At 39.0% G+C, this 17,216-nt stretch carries 11 protein-coding genes; 3 read left to right on the top strand and 8 right to left on the bottom strand.

Going from position 1 to position 17,216, the window contains the following annotated elements; genetic code table 11:
• Positions 1-5: 5 nt before the first annotated feature.
• A complete protein-coding gene (locus tag LZF87_RS04075; protein ID WP_244341972.1) occupies positions 6-860 on the bottom strand; it encodes a succinate dehydrogenase cytochrome b subunit in 855 nt (284 codons plus the stop codon).
• Between the two features lie 296 nt (positions 861-1,156).
• Here LZF87_RS04075 and LZF87_RS04070 point away from each other — a divergent pair, with 296 nt between their 5' ends.
• On the top strand, positions 1,157-2,449 hold the full coding sequence (locus tag LZF87_RS04070; protein ID WP_244341971.1) for an aminopeptidase P family protein: 1,293 nt from the start codon (positions 1,157-1,159) through the stop codon (positions 2,447-2,449).
• A gap of 129 nt (positions 2,450-2,578) precedes the next feature.
• Complete coding sequence (locus LZF87_RS04065; RefSeq protein WP_244341970.1) at positions 2,579-3,364, top strand: alpha/beta fold hydrolase; 786 nt, start codon at positions 2,579-2,581, stop codon at positions 3,362-3,364.
• Here the strand turns inward: LZF87_RS04065 and LZF87_RS04060 are convergent.
• The 5 genes from LZF87_RS04060 to LZF87_RS04040 form a co-directional block, all read right to left on the bottom strand.
• Complete coding sequence (locus LZF87_RS04060) at positions 3,361-4,029, bottom strand: ATP-binding cassette domain-containing protein (RefSeq protein ID WP_244341969.1); 669 nt, start codon at positions 4,027-4,029, stop codon at positions 3,361-3,363. The two genes, LZF87_RS04065 and LZF87_RS04060, sit on opposite strands and share 4 nt — an antisense overlap.
• Before the next feature lie 343 nt (positions 4,030-4,372).
• Positions 4,373-7,135, bottom strand: coding sequence for a PD-(D/E)XK nuclease family protein (locus LZF87_RS04055; RefSeq protein WP_244341968.1), 2,763 nt, complete (start codon positions 7,133-7,135; stop codon positions 4,373-4,375).
• Between the two features lie 64 nt (positions 7,136-7,199).
• Positions 7,200-8,594 carry an OmpA family protein gene (locus LZF87_RS04050; protein WP_244341967.1) on the bottom strand — a complete coding sequence of 465 codons (1,395 nt, stop codon included), beginning with the start codon at positions 8,592-8,594 and terminating at the stop codon, positions 7,200-7,202.
• Positions 8,595-8,710: 116 nt separating this feature from the next.
• Positions 8,711-9,904, bottom strand: coding sequence for a glycine C-acetyltransferase (kbl, locus tag LZF87_RS04045; RefSeq protein ID WP_244341966.1), 1,194 nt, complete (start codon positions 9,902-9,904; stop codon positions 8,711-8,713).
• A gap of 72 nt (positions 9,905-9,976) precedes the next feature.
• The gene (locus LZF87_RS04040) at positions 9,977-13,129 is read right to left on the bottom strand and encodes a UvrD-helicase domain-containing protein (RefSeq protein ID WP_244341965.1); all 3,153 of its coding nucleotides are present in this window, start codon (positions 13,127-13,129) and stop codon (positions 9,977-9,979) included.
• A 120-nt stretch (positions 13,130-13,249) separates the two neighbouring features.
• On the opposite strand from LZF87_RS04040, the gene LZF87_RS04035 reads away from it, so the two are divergent.
• The gene (locus LZF87_RS04035; RefSeq protein ID WP_244341964.1) at positions 13,250-13,855 is read left to right on the top strand and encodes a superoxide dismutase; all 606 of its coding nucleotides are present in this window, start codon (positions 13,250-13,252) and stop codon (positions 13,853-13,855) included.
• A gap of 452 nt (positions 13,856-14,307) precedes the next feature.
• On the opposite strand, the gene LZF87_RS04030 is transcribed toward LZF87_RS04035, so the two are convergent.
• Positions 14,308-16,206 (bottom strand): amidophosphoribosyltransferase, encoded by a 1,899-nt coding sequence (locus LZF87_RS04030; RefSeq protein WP_244341963.1) that lies wholly within the window; start codon positions 16,204-16,206, stop codon positions 14,308-14,310.
• A 65-nt stretch (positions 16,207-16,271) separates the two neighbouring features.
• A complete protein-coding gene (locus LZF87_RS04025; protein WP_244341962.1) occupies positions 16,272-17,201 on the bottom strand; it encodes a PfkB family carbohydrate kinase in 930 nt (309 codons plus the stop codon).
• Between the last annotated feature and the right edge of the window lie 15 nt (positions 17,202-17,216).

Below are 17,216 nucleotides of genomic sequence, written 5' to 3'. Positions count from 1 at the left end.
GTTGATTATTTAACAAAGTGAATATAAACCGGAATAATTGCAAACAATAAAGGAACGATGATTGCAAATAAGGTTCCGAAAGACTTGATAGCCGGAGTAAATTTATTATTTACACCCAACGATTGGAATGCACTTTGGAATCCGTGTAATAAGTGGAATGCTAAAACTACCATTGCCAATACATACAAAATAGTTGCAATCAATCCTGTTTTTGGATTTTGGAAGAAAGCAAAAGTAATTTTATGCAAATCCTTCTGTCCTTCGAAAACAACATAACCGTCTTTATCAACAACAGTCGTAACCGTTTTCTGAGTCAACTCATTTCTTCTTATAACTTCTGCATTAAGTTTACCCTTAGCATCTAAAGGAAAATAAGGTGCTTGCGAACCCAAAACACCGACAGCTACTTTTTGACTCATACCCATCTCAGAAACTTCTCTGGATACTAACGGCATGTTTTTGTCAAAATGCATCACAGCCCAAAAGTTAACCATGTGCGTAACGATGAACACTAAAATTAACGTTCCTAAAACCGCCATGTTTCTTGATGAAAAACTGCTGCTTGCAGCAGGATTTGATTTTGCGTAACCGATTGGTCTTGCTTTTACGTTTTGATACGTTAACATAAACCCGTCAACTGCGTGAAACAAGATAGAGAAGTACGTTACGTAAGATAATAATTTTACTGCCGGATTGGAAGTCATGAATAATGCATACTGATTAAACTGTGATGCATTTCCGAAAATCAACTGAAGATTTCCAGCTAAGTGACCCGCCAAAAACAAGCATAAAAATAAACCCGTAAGAGCCATCCAGTATTTTTTTACGATAGACGACTTTAAAAGCGCAGATTTTGCCATAGTATTTGTTTGAATATAATAGTTTTTAAAAAAATCAAACAAAAATAAGGGTATTTCACTTTACCCGCAAAAGTTTGCCGCTTATTTATAATGAATTTAAAATGACAACACCCCTTCTTCTTTCCATATTTTTTTCTACAGATTAACATCTTTTGGCCCGAAAGTTTCTAAATTTGGGTTCTTGTAATTTTTATAAACCATTTCATTATGAAATGAGCATAACCATAATTGTCTGCAAACATCAATAATGTTATGCAAATTGCATATGATCAATAAAAAACAATAAAAATACACATATGAAATACCATCAGATATCCCGTGATTTATTTGTCAAAAACAGACAGAAATTCACGGCAAACATGAAACCCAACAGTGTTGCTGTTTTTAATTCCAATGACATCTACCCTGTTTCGGCCGACAGCACATTGCCTTTCGCACAACACCGAGATATTTTTTACTTATCCGGAGTAGACCAGGAAGAAAGCATCCTTTTACTTTTTCCGGATGCTCCTTACGAGCATTTAAAAGAAATCCTGTTCTTAAAAGAAACCAATGAACACATTGCCGTTTGGGAAGGTGAAAAGTTAACTAAAGAACGCGCCTTTGAAGTATCAGGAGTAAAAACAGTGATCTGGTTGCAGGATTTCCATAAAACACTGAAAGAAATCATGGCATATGCCGATACCATTTACATTAACACCAACGAGCATTACCGCGCTGCTATCGAAACCGAAACCCGCGAGGCCCGTTTTGTGAAATGGTGGAAAGAAAATTACCCGGCACACAAGATTGAAAAATCCAATCCGATTTTACAACGTTTGCGCTCAATAAAAGAAAGCGAGGAAATCGACTTAATCCAAAACGCTTGTAACATTACCGAAAAAGGAATCCGAAGATTATTATCGTTTGTGAAACCCAACGTAATGGAATATGAAATCGAAGCGGAACTGGCTCACGAATTCCTAAGAAACCGTTCCAAAGGTTTTGCCTATACACCAATTATCGCTTCGGGAGCAAATGCCAATGTTTTACATTATATAGAAAACAACCAGCAATGTAAAGCCGGCGATTTATTGCTTTTGGATGTTGGTGCCGAATATGCGAACTATTCCAGCGACTTGTCCAGAACGATTCCGGTTTCAGGACGTTTCACAGAAAGACAAAGAGCGGTTTACGATGCGGTTTTACGTGTGAAAAACGAGGCTACCAAAATGCTTGTTCCGGGAGCTTTATGGAAACAGTACCATCTTGAAGTGGGTAAAATAATGACCTCAGAATTACTAGGTTTAGGATTAATCGATAAAGCCGATGTGCAGAACGAAAATCCGGATTGGCCGGCTTACAAAAAATATTTCATGCATGGTACATCACACCACATGGGACTAGACACTCATGACTACGGTTTATTACACGAACCAATGCAAGCCAACATGGTCTTCACGGTAGAACCCGGAATTTATATCCCAGCAGAAGGTTTCGGAATACGTTTGGAAGACGATGTGGTGATTCAGGAAAAAGGAGAACCTTTCAACCTAATGCGCAACATTCCTATCGAAGCAGATGAGATTGAAACTTTGATGAATTCGTAATCCACAGAATAGAAAATAGAACAAAGAAGAAAGACGGCTTACGAAAGTGAGCCGTTTCTTTTTTATTACAAAAAATTCGTTTGTTCCTAACTAAACAGTATTTTTGGCCTGCAAAAGCATAATACCCTCGTGAGTAAATTCATCATTCATAAAAACACCAAAATCGCTTATTCCGAAAGCGGAAAAGGAACTGCTGTAGTTCTGCTTCATGGTTTTTTGGAAAATGCAACCATGTGGGATTTTTATGTTGCCGAATTCGCTAAAAAATATCGCGTAATCACAATAGATTTGCTGGGTCACGGACAAACTGAATGCATGGGCTACGTTCACACCATGGAAGATATGGCCGATGCGGTTCATGCGGTTTTGCACGAATTGCGCATACGAAAAGCCTTTTTTGTAGGACATTCCATGGGCGGTTATGTTTCACTGGCTTTCGCAGAATTATATCCCGACAACGTAAAAGGACTTGTGCTTTTGAACTCGACTTCCCGGGCCGACAGCGACGAACGAAAACTGAATCGCGACCGCGCCATTATCGCAGTAAAACAGAATTATTCGGCATTTATCAGCATGGCGATTGCCAATCTTTTCAGTGAAGAAAACCGCGATAGACTTACTGAGGAAATCGAATACGTTAAAGTCGAAGCATTAAAAACACCACTCCAAGGCATCGTAGCCGCTTCGGAAGGCATGAAAATAAGAAAAGACCGCGAAGTCATTCTGCATTTTGCCCCTTATCCCATACTACTGATTTTAGGCAAAAAAGATCCGGTTCTGATTTATGAAGATAACCTGGAACAAATCGAAGGAACAAACGTACAATTAGTTTCTTTCTCTGGCGGCCACATGAGCCATATTGAAAATAGAGACCAATTAGGAAAAGTTTTATTAGATTTTTTCAAGTCGGTTTAAAGCATTCCTTCTCTCAAATAACCTCGTTCAATTAATTCCTCTTTATCATTTAGAGAACGTGTTTTTCCACTTTCCATCAGGATTAATTTTGTGGATACATCAATAACATTTCGATAGTTATGATCAGTGATGATAACACCTTTTTGTTTTGCATTTTCCCTGATTAACTGATTCACTTTTTCTGCTATGATAGGTGACAAACCGTTATATGGCTCATCAAGCAGTACAAATTTGGAATCATTTGAAAGTATCAGTTTTATTTCAAGGTAACGTAATTCGCCACCAGACAGATGACTGATTTTTTTATCCAGCACCGACTGAATCATTTCGTCGTTACAAAAAGCATCCAATTTCTCTTTCGGAATGGACAACCGAATGGCTTTCTGAACCGAAAATTGCTTCGGAATAAAATTATCCTGAGGCAAGTAACTGATTTCTTTCAGCAACTCGGAGGTTTTCCGTTTCAGTTTTCCGTCGATGCGGACAAATTTATAATCGGCCGGAACAATTCCGAAAATGATTTTCAGCAAAGTCGATTTTCCGGAACCGTTTCTTCCCAACAATCCTATTATGTCGCCGGTTTCACATTTGAGATACACATCAGAAACTACTAATTTATGCTGATAGTATTTCTGAACACTGTCAATTTCCAGAATATGCCTCATATCAAAAAAGAGCAAAGTATAAATAGTATCACCCCAAAAACAAGATTCAGTATAACAGTATAAAACAACAACTGTTTTTTGGACAGTCCGTTATTATGATAGAACAAATAGTCTTCTTTATTTTTTAATTCCTTAAACAGAAGACTAATTCCAAATCCGAAACTAATGAATAGAAAAAATACTTCATAAAACCTTAAAAACAGTATAGGAAGTAGTGAGATAGCCAAATTCACCGGCAATGTGGTTTTATAAAACTCAAATATGTTATACAGTTTCCTAATCATTTATTTTTTGTAAAGAACCAAAATTAAAAGAAAACAGCTACATAATTAGTTGTTAAAATTTACTCCAACTCCTCCTCAAAAGGAATTTCAGCATCGAGAATCTCATTGATTAAGTTCACTACTTCGATTTTAAAATCCTCTAAAACCGCCTCATCAATCACGACATCTGCGTTTTTATCTTCCTTGACGGCAAAAGGCAAAAAACCTGCTTTCATATTTTTGAAGGAAATAATTCCGGCTTCCATTTCCATACCGCTCTTTTGCTTTTCAAACATAAAAGCATAACACAACAACTGGATGATCTTATCATTTTTAATGTCCGCCGTCAATCCTGCCCAATCTTTCAATTGAACGCTTTTCAGTTCTACTTTTCCGGTTTTGTAATCGATTATTCTGATTTTACCGTTACGTTGCTCGATACGGTCAACATTTCCGGCAATTTTTACAGGATAAGGTAATCGATTGTCATCCAGAATTCGCTCTAAAGAAGTTTCCAATGCCAGTACTTTAACCGCATCACCATTTTCAATCAGTCTTTTTTCCTCGTTTAAAAAATTGAAGACATTGCGTTTGGCCACCTCAAAAGCCAGTAGGTTTTTCCCTTTTTTGATTTCTCCTTCCTTATACACTTCACGGAATTGTTTTTCGACTTCAGCATTCGCTTTGGAAAGCATTTCGCTTATAATTTCAACCGACAGAAAACGATTCAGAAACGGTGTATACAATTCCTCCAACGCACCGTGAATGATAGTCCCAAGCGTATTCAAAGCAATGTTTTCTTCCACTTCTTCCACTTCTGAAATCCGCAATACACGCTGATTGTAAAATTGTATTGGATTGCGAATGTAACTCGTCAGACCCGAAGGCGAAAAACCTCTACCGGTAGCTATTTCCTTCAGGCGTTCCATCACGCGTTTTGATTTCGGGACCACGATTGGTTCATAGGCTTTCTCCGGCAAATAGGCATTGTAAATCTGATGCGTAATTATATGATTTGGTTGTTTTTCGATTTCAAGCTGTGTTATGAAACGGCTTTTTTCCCCTGCATCCAATCCTTCACTTTCTGTATTGTACAACAGATATATGTTCTTGGCACGCAACAGCAGATGATAGAAGTGATAGCAGTAGATAGCGTCTTTTTCTTTATAGGTCGGCAGCCCCAATTCACGTTTCACATCATACGGAATAAAGGAATTCGTCGATTTTCCGGCCGGGAACACACCTTCATTCATAGAAGTGATAATCACATTGTCAAAATCCAAAACACGGCTTTCCAACACCCCCATAATCTGAAGCCCTGAAAGCGGTTCGCCTTCAAAGGAAACTTCGGCTAAATCGATAATCTGCTTGTAAACGGAATGAAGCATCGCTACCGAATCGATTTGACCGTATTTCTCCTGATAGTTAATCAGTTTATTAATGGTTTTGAAAATCGAATACAGGAACGCTTTAGTTACCTTTTCTTCTTCGGTATCATTACCCAAAAACGATTTTATACTCAAAATTATTGAGGACAATCGATTTAGAACCGTGACAATATCATTATCCCAACGTTCAAATAACAATTGAAACAATTCAGATGTATTCTGATTAAGCTCGAGGAATTTCTTCTGCGAAAGAAACGTAATATTATTTTGGTTGATAATCCGAATAACGGAAGAAGCATTACTGTAAGGCTCCACCAGAGGATGAGTGAGTATATCTAAAACTTCCTTGTAGTAAAACGTATAACTTGTTTCACTACGCTGCAGTGCATTTGCATGCAACTTAAAAAGTTTGCTGATTAGAATTTGTGCGGGGTTGTTCTTGCTGCCATATCCCATGGTAATATTGAGACTTTCCACTGTATTAGGAAGTGCATATAAAGCCGGCAATAACAGGTTTTCCTCACCAAGAACAAGTGCTGTTTTGTCCAGACTTTCGCCATTGGCCTGAATTCCCTCAATAATCTTACCCGCAATTTTTGCCTGACCTATAGTTTTCGGCGTACCAATGATTTGAATATTCTTCTGCTGACTGAATTCGGTAGTAATCCATTCGAACGGCTGATTGACAAACTGCTTCCATTCCTTTTTGAACCTGCGGATGAACAAACCGGCATCATGCAGTCCATCATTTAAGAAAGCCGCATCAATATCCCAAAAAATATTAGCCTGTTCGTTAAACAGTAACTGCTGAATGATTTTTTCTTCCGCCTGATTCAGGGCATTGAAACCGGCAAAGACCAGCTGTTTATTTCCCAATGATTCGGAGAAATAGTGGAGGTTTTCCACAGCTTCGCGATAAATCAATCCCTGATACCCAATCCCTCTATTTTTTAAATGAAGATATAAAGTCTCATAATATTTCGGCAGGTGGCTCCAGAATTCCAGATGATTATCGATTAGCACAGTAGTTTGAGACGGCTGCAAATCCCAACGTTTTAACACCTCAATATCTTTCAGATAAGAGAAAACATGATTGGGTTTTAGTAAATAACGGTCGATTTCATTGAAATCCTGCAATAAGGTTTTGCCCCAATTAGCAAATAACTCGAATTCTTGTTGCTTCTCTGAAGGCGTTACCGAACGATAAACCTCGTAAAACTCAAAAAGCAACTCTATGGAGTCGACACTTCGGATTCCGGCGACATCCTGTATAAAATCTTCAATACTGATTATATCTGGAGCAAAAACAGTTTGATCCAACTGCTTTTTTAATGACTCTAAAAGAAAAACACGAGCCCTTTTGTTTGGTAGTATTATGGTTATTTCGGAAAGACGATCTCCAAATTGAGAAACTATCTCATGGCTTACTTTATCAAGGAATGAAAATTGTGTCATGCCATAAAAATAAAAAAAACGCCCCGATAAATCGAGGCGTTTTCATTATTTGTAAAGAAATAAATTATTTTACTAATTTAACTTCTACACGTCTGTTGTTAGCTTTACCAGCTTTAGTTTTGTTTGAATCGATTGGTTTAGATTCACCGAAACCTTTAGATGACAATCTATCAGCAGCGATACCGTTTTCGATTAAGTAATTTTTAACCGCAGCAGCTCTGTCTTCAGACAACTTCAAGTTGTATTTGTCATTACCGTCGCTATCAGTGTGACCTTCGATAGAGAATTTAGCCTCTGGGTATTCTTTCAAGATCGCAGTGATGTTTTTCAATACAGCGTAAGATCTTTGTTGGAACGTAGCTTTATTGGTTACGAACAAGATTGTCTTAGCGTAATCGTTCAACGATTTCATAACCGCTTCGCTTAACTCTGGACATCCGTTGTTAGCTACAGTACCCATTACATCCGGACACTTGTCATCTTTATCAGCTACACCGTCTTTGTCAGAATCTGGCCAAGGACAACCAGCGTTTTCAGCAGGACCTTTAACGTCAACACACTTATCAACGTTATCAGCAACACCGTCACCGTCAGTATCAGGACAACCGTTCATTGCAGCAGGACCAGCTACTTCAGGACAAGCATCGTCTTTATCAGCGATTCCGTCACCGTCAGTATCAGGACAACCGTTTAATTCTTTTGGACCAGCTACTTCAGGACAAGAATCGTCTTTATCAGCGATTCCGTCAGCATCAGTATCAGGACATCCTTGGAATTCTTTTAAACCAGCAACTTCCGGACAAGCGTCATCTTTATCATAGATTCCGTCACCGTCAGTATCTTTACCTCCAATTTTGAAAGAAAGACCCAAGAAATGTTGCATGTGTGAAGCCACATCATAATCAGGAGTTCTTGTATCGTCGAATGATTGTTTATATGTTGATTGTAAAGTCAAACCTACTTGGTCCGTAAACCAGAAGTTCATCCCCAAACCACCATTCACAGTACCTGCAGAAGCATCACCCATGAAAGTATAACCTCCACCAACGTGAACATACGGATCAAACCAACCTTTTAAGAAGCTGTATTTGATAATACCGTCGATTCCGTAGTACATCAAATCCCCAGGATTTGTTACAGGGTAATCTCCAGGAATAGTAGGTCTCTCTCCAACAAATTTATCAATTCTGTTTACTGATCCCGTAATACCAAAGGAGATATTGTTTCCAACAAGTCTTGATACGTTAACATAAGATATTGAAGGAATAATATTCCAATAATCTTTAGCATTAAAATACTGAGAAAACTGATCTTCTATGCTAGAAGCAGCACTCACTCTACCGCCGTCCATAGCGTTCGCACCGAATGTGATCGCCCAAGGATTGTTACTATCCTGCGCCTGAGAGTTTAAACCCGCAAACATAAGAGCAGCAACAAATAATTTGTTTAGATGTTTCATACTTTTTTTATTTAATTACAATACGTTATAATCAGGACAAAAATAATAGGTTAATTATTAATTACAAAGAGTTTTGTTAAAAAAAATACATTTTCTTACTAAAAAAAAGCTATATATTATATCACTTTTAACATTTTTCCAACTTCTGTAAATGCATTAATTGCCTTATCAAGATGTTCTTGTGTGTGAGCTGCTGATAATTGCACACGGATTCGGGCTTTATCTTTAGGCACCACTGGGAAGAAAAACCCAATTACATAAATTCCTTTTTTAAGCAGTTCATCCGCCATTACCTGCGATAATTTCGCATCGTACAACATAACCGGAACAATAGCTGAATCACCGTCAATAATATCAAATCCGGCTTTCTTCATTCCGTCTTTAAAGTAGTTGGTGTTCCATTCCAGTTTATCGCGTAAAGCAGTATCTTTTTCCAACAGCTCAAAAACTTTAATCGACGCTCCCACAATAGAAGGCGCTAACGAATTGGAAAACAAATACGGACGGGAACGCTGACGTAAAATTTCAATGACTTCCTTCTTAGCTGTCGTATAACCTCCCATGGCGCCACCAAGGGCTTTTCCTAAAGTCCCCGTGATAATATCCACACGTCCCATTACACCTTTAGCTTCAAGAGTTCCTTTTCCTGTAGCTCCGATGAAACCGGCAGCATGGCATTCGTCCACCATGACCATCGCATCATATTTGTCAGCCAAGTCACAGATCTTATCCAATGGCGCTACTAATCCGTCCATAGAGAACACACCGTCAGTAACTATCAATTTGAAACGACGTCCTTCGGCATTAGCCTGAATTAGTTGTTTTTCCAAATCTTCCATGTTGTTATTTTCATAACGGTAACGAGCCGCTTTACACAAGCGCACCCCATCAATAATGGAAGCATGGTTTAAACTGTCCGAAATAATACAATCTTCCTCGCCCAACAAAGGTTCGAATACTCCTCCATTGGCATCAAAAGCTGCAGCGTACAAAATCGTATCTTCTGTTCCGTAAAAATCGGCTATCTTTTTTTCCAGGGTTTTATGAATATCCTGCGTCCCGCAAATGAAACGCACCGATGACATCCCGAAACCATGCGTATCCAAAGCATCCTTAGCTGCCTGAACTACTTCCGGGTGTGACGATAACCCTAAATAATTATTCGCACAAAAATTCAAAACCGTCTCTCCAGTTGAAATCTTAATTTCTGCACCCTGAGGCGAGGTTATGATGCGCTCTTTCTTATACAATCCGTTTTCCTGAATCGCATTCAGTTCGTTTTGCAAATGCTCTTTAATTTTTCCGTACATATTGTTATGTTTTATTTCTATTTTTTGATTATTTGAACCTTATCTCTTCCTTTTTGACCCTTTTTTCAAAGATTACAAATGTACTACTTCTAATTTTTCCCCTATGTACACCAACGTTTTTTTCTCAATAGAAAAACCCATCTCCTGCAAAGCACTTTCGTATTCAGCTAATTGGAGTTCATATTTTTTCTGATGGGTTCCCGTTTTATAATCCAGTAAATAGGCCTTATCGCCTTTTACAGAAACACGGTCCGGTTTGATTGTAGCCGTTCCTTTCTTGATAATATTCTGTTCATTGTATACTTTTTTATCGGCTTCAAAAAACAGTTGCAATTCCGGATGATTAACGATCTGACTAACCATTTCCCGTACTTCCGGTTTTTGGCTTTCTGTGATTAATCCGTTTTCGACTGCCTTCATCAAGGACAGCTCCACATCGTCTTTGGTTCTTACAAACGATAAAATTTCATGAACCACTGTTCCGAATTCGATCGCTTTCATCCTATCCGTTCCCCACATCAAGGCTTCCCTTTGTGCAATTTTAATTTTTTTCGGATTAAAAACCTCATTGACGATTTCAATCACAGGCTGCTTTTCCTTTTCGTCTCTGACTGCCGACAACCTATTGCTGTCACCAAATTCAAATTCCATTTTACTATCATCGTACACCCCTTTAAAATCAAGGTATTTGATAAAATACGACGACATATTATTCGTAAGTTCGCCTTTACTGGTCAGGTTTTTATTCGAAATAATGTACAATTGTTCTTCGGCCCTTGTCAAAGCCACATACAGCACATTGATGTTATCTAAAAGCTCTTCCTGACTTTTCTCTTCATATACCTGAGCGGCGTTTTCACCATATTCGGCTACTTCTTTTTTGGTATCCACTAAAGCTTTCGGAATATTCAGCGTTTCGTCTTCCAATTCCAGCCACATTTTATTTCGTGGTGAACGGGCGTAATCTTCTTCGGCAAACGGAAAAATTACAACCGGAAATTCCAGTCCTTTCGATTTGTGGATGGTCATAATCCTAACCGCATCATTCCCTTCAGGTGAAGGAATACTGAACTTGACTCCGTTGTTTTCCCAATACTCCAGAAAATCCGAAACTCCGGCCTGAGTACGCACATCGCGTTCCAAAACCAGATCCATGAAATACTGCACATAAGAGACCGTACTTTTCTCCTTGATGAAGGTCGAAATGATAATCTCCACTGCTTCATACAACGACTTTTTACGGCAGTTTTTGAACGAAATGGAAATACCGGATTCCTTTAACCAATCCTCGAGTGCTTCTTCCGAGAATTTGGTCATCCCGACTTCGATAAAGTCATGAATCGGCAATTCGGCCTGTTTATTTTTGGCGATGAAATATAAAAATGCCGCTTTAGCTTCCTTATCGTTGTTGTTTTTCAGATAACGAAGTACATTCAGAATCAGTTTTACTTCGGTGGCATTATCAATCAGCAAGGTTTCCGAAGACAGAATCGGAACATCGTTTTCCGTTAAATAATTGGCAAGCGCAATACCCGATGAGCGCTTCCGCGTAAGTAAAACAACATCTCTATACTGAAACCCTTGCGCTTTCACTTTTTCGATGGTGGCTAAGGTCGCTTTCAAATACAACTGTTCTTTATCGTCTGCTTCTTCATCAGCCGTATCGCCATTTTTTTCCACTTTCGGAATAAAAGAAATATTCACATAACCGCCTTGCTTGCTGTTGACTTCCTGACTGCTTTTGTTTCGGTACAAATCCTGATAATCCTCATTGGAAAATTCATCGGCCAGCATCGCAAAAAACGCATTGTTGAATTCAATCACTTCGGAAAAACTACGGTAATTTTTTCCCAATCGCACCAGTTCTTTATCCGGATTGGAAAAAGGATTTTCATCTTTACTCAGACTGATGAACTGTTCGGCTTTACCGCCACGCCAACGGTAAATAGACTGTTTCGGATCGCCCACAATCATCAATGAGCCTTGTGTCCCAGACAAATCTTCGGAGGAAAGCGCATTGTCTATCAGCGGAACCAGATTGTGCCACTGCATTTCGGAAGTATCCTGGAATTCGTCGATAAAGAAATGTTTATATCGTTCCCCCAACCGTTCGTAAATAAACGGTGCGGGCTGATTCTGGATTTCGTTATGAATAATCGCGTTGAATTCTGAAATCGACAAAATGTTTTTCTCTTTCTGAATCGTGTCCAGTTCCTGAGCAATCGAGTTCAGCAGCGATAAGGGTGTGATGTTTTTCTGAAAAGCAGTGTAGAAATTCTTCTTTTCGTAATTTTTATACACTTTGGCCAGAATTGCAATCAGTTCCGGCGCTATGCTTTCGATGATGGCTTTATCTTTTGCCGCTTTATTCACCTGAATATCTTCAGCTTCAAAAAACTTTTTATGCGAACTTTTCAATTCACCATTTTGAATATATCCCAAATGATTAGGGAAGGTGCCGCGTGAAAACGATGCTTTATCAATGCTATTGTTTTCTATCAACTGTAGCGCTTCTTCGGCCAAAGCCACACATTCACTTTCTAATGTTCTTATAGCCTCGGACAGTTTTTCCCGAATTATCAAAAATTCATCAATGGTCTTTTCGTGGAAATGCGAAATTTCGTTACGGTTGTTTTCGTTGACCAAAAGTCGGCTCACATCGAGCAATTCATGCGTTACATCCCAGCTCTTATCGTTATCGGTTTTATCCACGGAGAAGTCAACCAAAATTTTAGTTAACAGTTCGTCTTCTCCTGCTTTAGCGACAATCGCATCAACAGCTTCCTGCAAAAGTAAATCGGTTTCCAGTGACACTTCGAATGTTACGGGAAGATTTAAATCGTGTGCAAAAGCACGGATAACCTTATGAGTAAATTTGTCAATGGTAGAAATATCAAAAGCCGCATAATTGTGAATGATATTTTTGATTATCGCTTTCGATTTACCTTTGATGGTTGCCAGAGAAAGTTTGGTTTCCGAGGCTATATCTTTCATGAAATCCTGCGCTTTTGGACTCGGATCCTCTTTGGAAAATTCATGTAACGAATTCACTATACGGGATTTCATTTCCTCCACCGCTTTGTTGGTAAAAGTGATGGCGAGGATTTTTTTATAGGCGTCGTTGGTGTTGGCCAACATCAGAATTTTTAAATACTCTTTTACCAGCGTATAGGTTTTTCCGGAACCGGCCGAGGCATCGTAAATGGTGAAAGCTTTTTTATCCAAATTATTTTGACTTCTATTGGTTTTGATACTGTAAGAATAGCCTAATACTATTTTCTTTTACGAAGATAAATTTATATTTTTGAATGCATTTAATTATTAATCTTTAAATATAAAAATATCATGGCATTCGAATTACCACAGTTACCATATGCATATGACGCCTTGGAGCCTCATATTGATGCAAGAACAATGGAAATCCACCATTCAAAACACCACAACGCTTATATCACCAACTTAAATGCCGCTATTGCCGGAACAGATTTAGAAGGAAAATCTATCGAGGATATCCTTAAAAATCTTGACATGAACAATATGGCAGTTCGTAACAACGGTGGCGGACACTACAACCACACTATGTTTTGGGAAATCATGGCTCCAAATGCCGGAGGCCTTCCTACAGGTGAGTTAGCTGAGGCTATCAACACGGCTTTTGGTTCTTTCGAACAATTCAAAGCAGAATTTGCTAAAGCCGGAGCAACCCGTTTTGGTTCAGGATGGGCTTGGTTGTGTGTGAAAGACGGTAAATTGGAGGTTTGTTCTACGCCAAACCAAGACAATCCAATCATGCCGGGAGTACCTTGCGGTGGTCAGCCTATTTTAGGAATGGACGTTTGGGAGCACGCATACTACTTAAACTACCAAAACAGAAGACCGGATTATATTGAGGCTTTTTTCAACGTAATTAACTGGGCAGAAGTTGCAAGAAGATACGCAGCTGCGAAATAAGAATTTCACAATACTTTGATAAACAAAAAGAGAACCAATTGGTTCTCTTTTTTTATGGATTTCCGCGATTTTTCCTAAAAATAAAAAGGTGGAATTGCTTCCACCCTTTTTGCCCCAAATCTACCATAAACTTAACCTACTAATGCTATGGTGATACGAATTTATGGCGACTATATTTCCCTTTCAAATAAATCAGATATACTACATTTTTTTTCGACGAAGTACATTTTCAGATAGCAGCAATCCTTCAATCAGTAAAAAAATATTCTTTAAATATAAAAATTGACCAAAATAAAAAAGGTGGAATTGCTTCCACCCTTTTTGCCCCAAATCTACCATAAACTTAACCTACTAATGCTATGGTAGTACGAATGTATCGCGATGCTCTTCATCTATCAAAAAAAACTGACGAAACGCACATAAAATCGACGAAAGGTAATTTTGTAAGATTTTTAGTAAGCGCGAGCGTCTTTACCTTCATAGTAGTTCATGAAGGCACGATTTACCACGCGATTACCGCCATCTGTAGGATAATTTCCTGTAAAATACCAGTCTCCTAAATTTTTAGGACAAGCAGTATGTAAATTTTCAACCGTCTGGAAGATAATTTTCACTTCTGTTTTTACCGAACTTTCCGTTAGCATCTCCGCAATTTTATCGGAGATTTCCTGATCCGTGAATGGATCGTAAATTTCTTTCACGTAATTCACCACTTCACTGTCATGGAAATTCTCTTGCGCCTTAGACTTCTTATAAACGTCTTCAACAATATGCATTAAATTACGTTCTTTCAACAATTCCATTGCCGCACGAAACGCAACTAATCCTTCCAATTTTGCCATATCGATACCGTAACAGTCCGGATAACGGATTTGCGGCGCCGAAGAAACAATCACTAATTTCTTAGGCTGTAATCGGTCCATCATTTTGATGATACTTTTCTGCAAGGTAGTTCCACGAACTATACTGTCATCGATAATAACAAGATTATCTGTTGGTTTCACTACGCCGTACGTTACGTCATACACGTGTGCCACCATATCATCGCGGCTACTGTCTTCCGTAATGAACGTTCTCAGTTTTACGTCTTTAATGGCGATTTTTTCCGAGCGCAATTTCACTGATAAAATTTTCTGTAATTTTTCAGCCGAAAGCGACTCTTTATTCGCTAAAATATCGTTGATCTTACGTTGGTTAAGGAAATCATTGGCTGCCTCAACCATTCCGTAGAACGAAGTTTCTGCCGTATTCGGAATGTAAGAAAATACAGTATTGTCCGTATCATTTTCAACGGCTTCTAAAACCGCCGGCATGATTAATTTACCTAAATCCTTACGCTCCTGATAAATTTCGGCATCACTTCCTCGGGAGAAATAGATTCTTTCAAAAGAACAGGCTTTCAACGGTAAGGCTTCGCGAATTTGTTCGTCGATTACACGACCGTCTTTTTTAACGATAATAGCATGTCCCGGTGTGATTTCCTGAATGGATTCGAAAGGAACATTGAAAACGGTTTGGATAACCGGTCTTTCCGAAGCTACTACTACGATTTCATCATCCTGATAGTAGAAAGCCGGACGGATTCCAGCCGGATCACGTGTTACAAAAGCGTCTCCGTGACCTAATAATCCAGCCATGGCATAACCACCATCCCAGTTTTTGGAAGCTCTTCTTAAAATTCTTCCTACATCCAATCTCTCAGCAATAACCGGAGAAGCTTCTCTTTTACTTAAACCTTCGTTTTTACAATCCTTATACAATTCATCAACTTCATCATCAAGGAAATGGCCAATTTTCTCCATTACCGTAACGGTATCTGCCATTTCTTTCGGATGCTGACCTAAACGTACCAAATCCTGGAAAAGCTCTTTAACGTTAGTCATATTGAAGTTTCCGGCCACAATCAGATTACGGTGCATCCAGTTGTTCTGACGCAAAAACGGGTGTACACTTTCTATGCTGTTTTTACCGAAAGTCCCGTAACGAACGTGCCCTAAAAACAATTCGCCAATATAGGGAACGTTCTCTTTCTGAAGCGCAACATTATCCTGGTATTCAGGATTCTGTTTCAACTCTTCATTGATACGCTGATTAATTTGTGCGAAAATATCCTGAATAGGCTGCGCCTGATTGGAACGCACACGGCTGATGTAGCGTTCTCCGGGTTCCATATCCAGTTTAATACTGGCAAGACCTGCTCCGTCCTGACCACGATTGTGTTGTTTTTCCATTAAAAGGTACATTTTCTGTACCCCGTAAAAAGCGGTGCCATATTTTTCTTTGTAGAATTCCAATGGCTTTTTCAATCTTAAAAGTGCAATGCCACACTCGTGTTTTAAAGCGTCGCTCATAATTATTGTGTGTTGTGTTGTTTATTAATCAAAAGAGCCCCGTTTCCGAGGCTCGTATGTAAGTGCTAGTTTTCCAGCGCAATATCAAATTGTGTTAAGGCCTTAAACTGTCGTAAACGAGCCGAAACCTCCTCTTTCTGTAACTTTTCCATTCTTTCCGTTCCAAATTTTTCCACACAGAAGGAGGCTAAATTAGAACCGTAAATAATGGCATTTTTCATGTTGTCAAACGAAATGTTTTCGCTTTGTGTGATAAACCCTGCGAAACCTCCTGCGAATGTATCACCGGCTCCTGTAGGGTCAAACACTTCTTCCAAAGGCAATGCCGGTGCAAAAAACACTTTGTCGCTATTGAAAAGTAAAGCCCCGTGTTCTCCTTTTTTGATTACCACGTATTTCGGCCCCATTTCATGAATCTTAGCAGCTGCTTTCACCAATGAATACTCTCCGGACAACTGACGTGCCTCTTCATCGTTGATTGTAATCACGTCTACGCGTTTGATTACGTCCAACAATTCCGGTAGTGCACAATCCATCCAGAAATTCATGGTATCCAAAACCACTAATTTTGGTCTCGATTCCATCTGATCCAAAACACTGCTTTGAACCAATGGGTGTAAATTCCCAAGCATTACCACATCGGCGTTCTTGAAATCGGCCGGAACTTTCGGCTGAAAATCGGCCAACACATTCAATTGCGTATCCAAAGTATCTCTGGAATTCAAATCGTTGTGGTAGCGACCGCTCCAGAAGAATGTTTTTCCGCCCTGAACTACTTCAAGACCTGAAATATCAATGTTTTTGGCTTTTAATAAATCTAAATATTCTTGTGGAAAATCGTCTCCTACTACGGAAACAATGGCTGATTTCAGGTTGAAATGAGAAGCTGAAAGTCCGATGTAAGTTCCTGCCCCACCTAAGATTTTGTCGGTTTTCCCGAAAGGTGTTTCAATGGCATCAAACGCTACCGTCCCTACAATCAATAATTTATTCATAAAATGATCCTAACT

The sequence above is a fragment of the Flavobacterium enshiense genome (assembly GCF_022836875.1).
GTDB lineage: Bacteria > Bacteroidota > Bacteroidia > Flavobacteriales > Flavobacteriaceae > Flavobacterium > Flavobacterium enshiense_A.
Note: the sequence above shows the minus strand (reverse complement) of the source record. Positions and strands in the feature narration are given on the sequence as shown.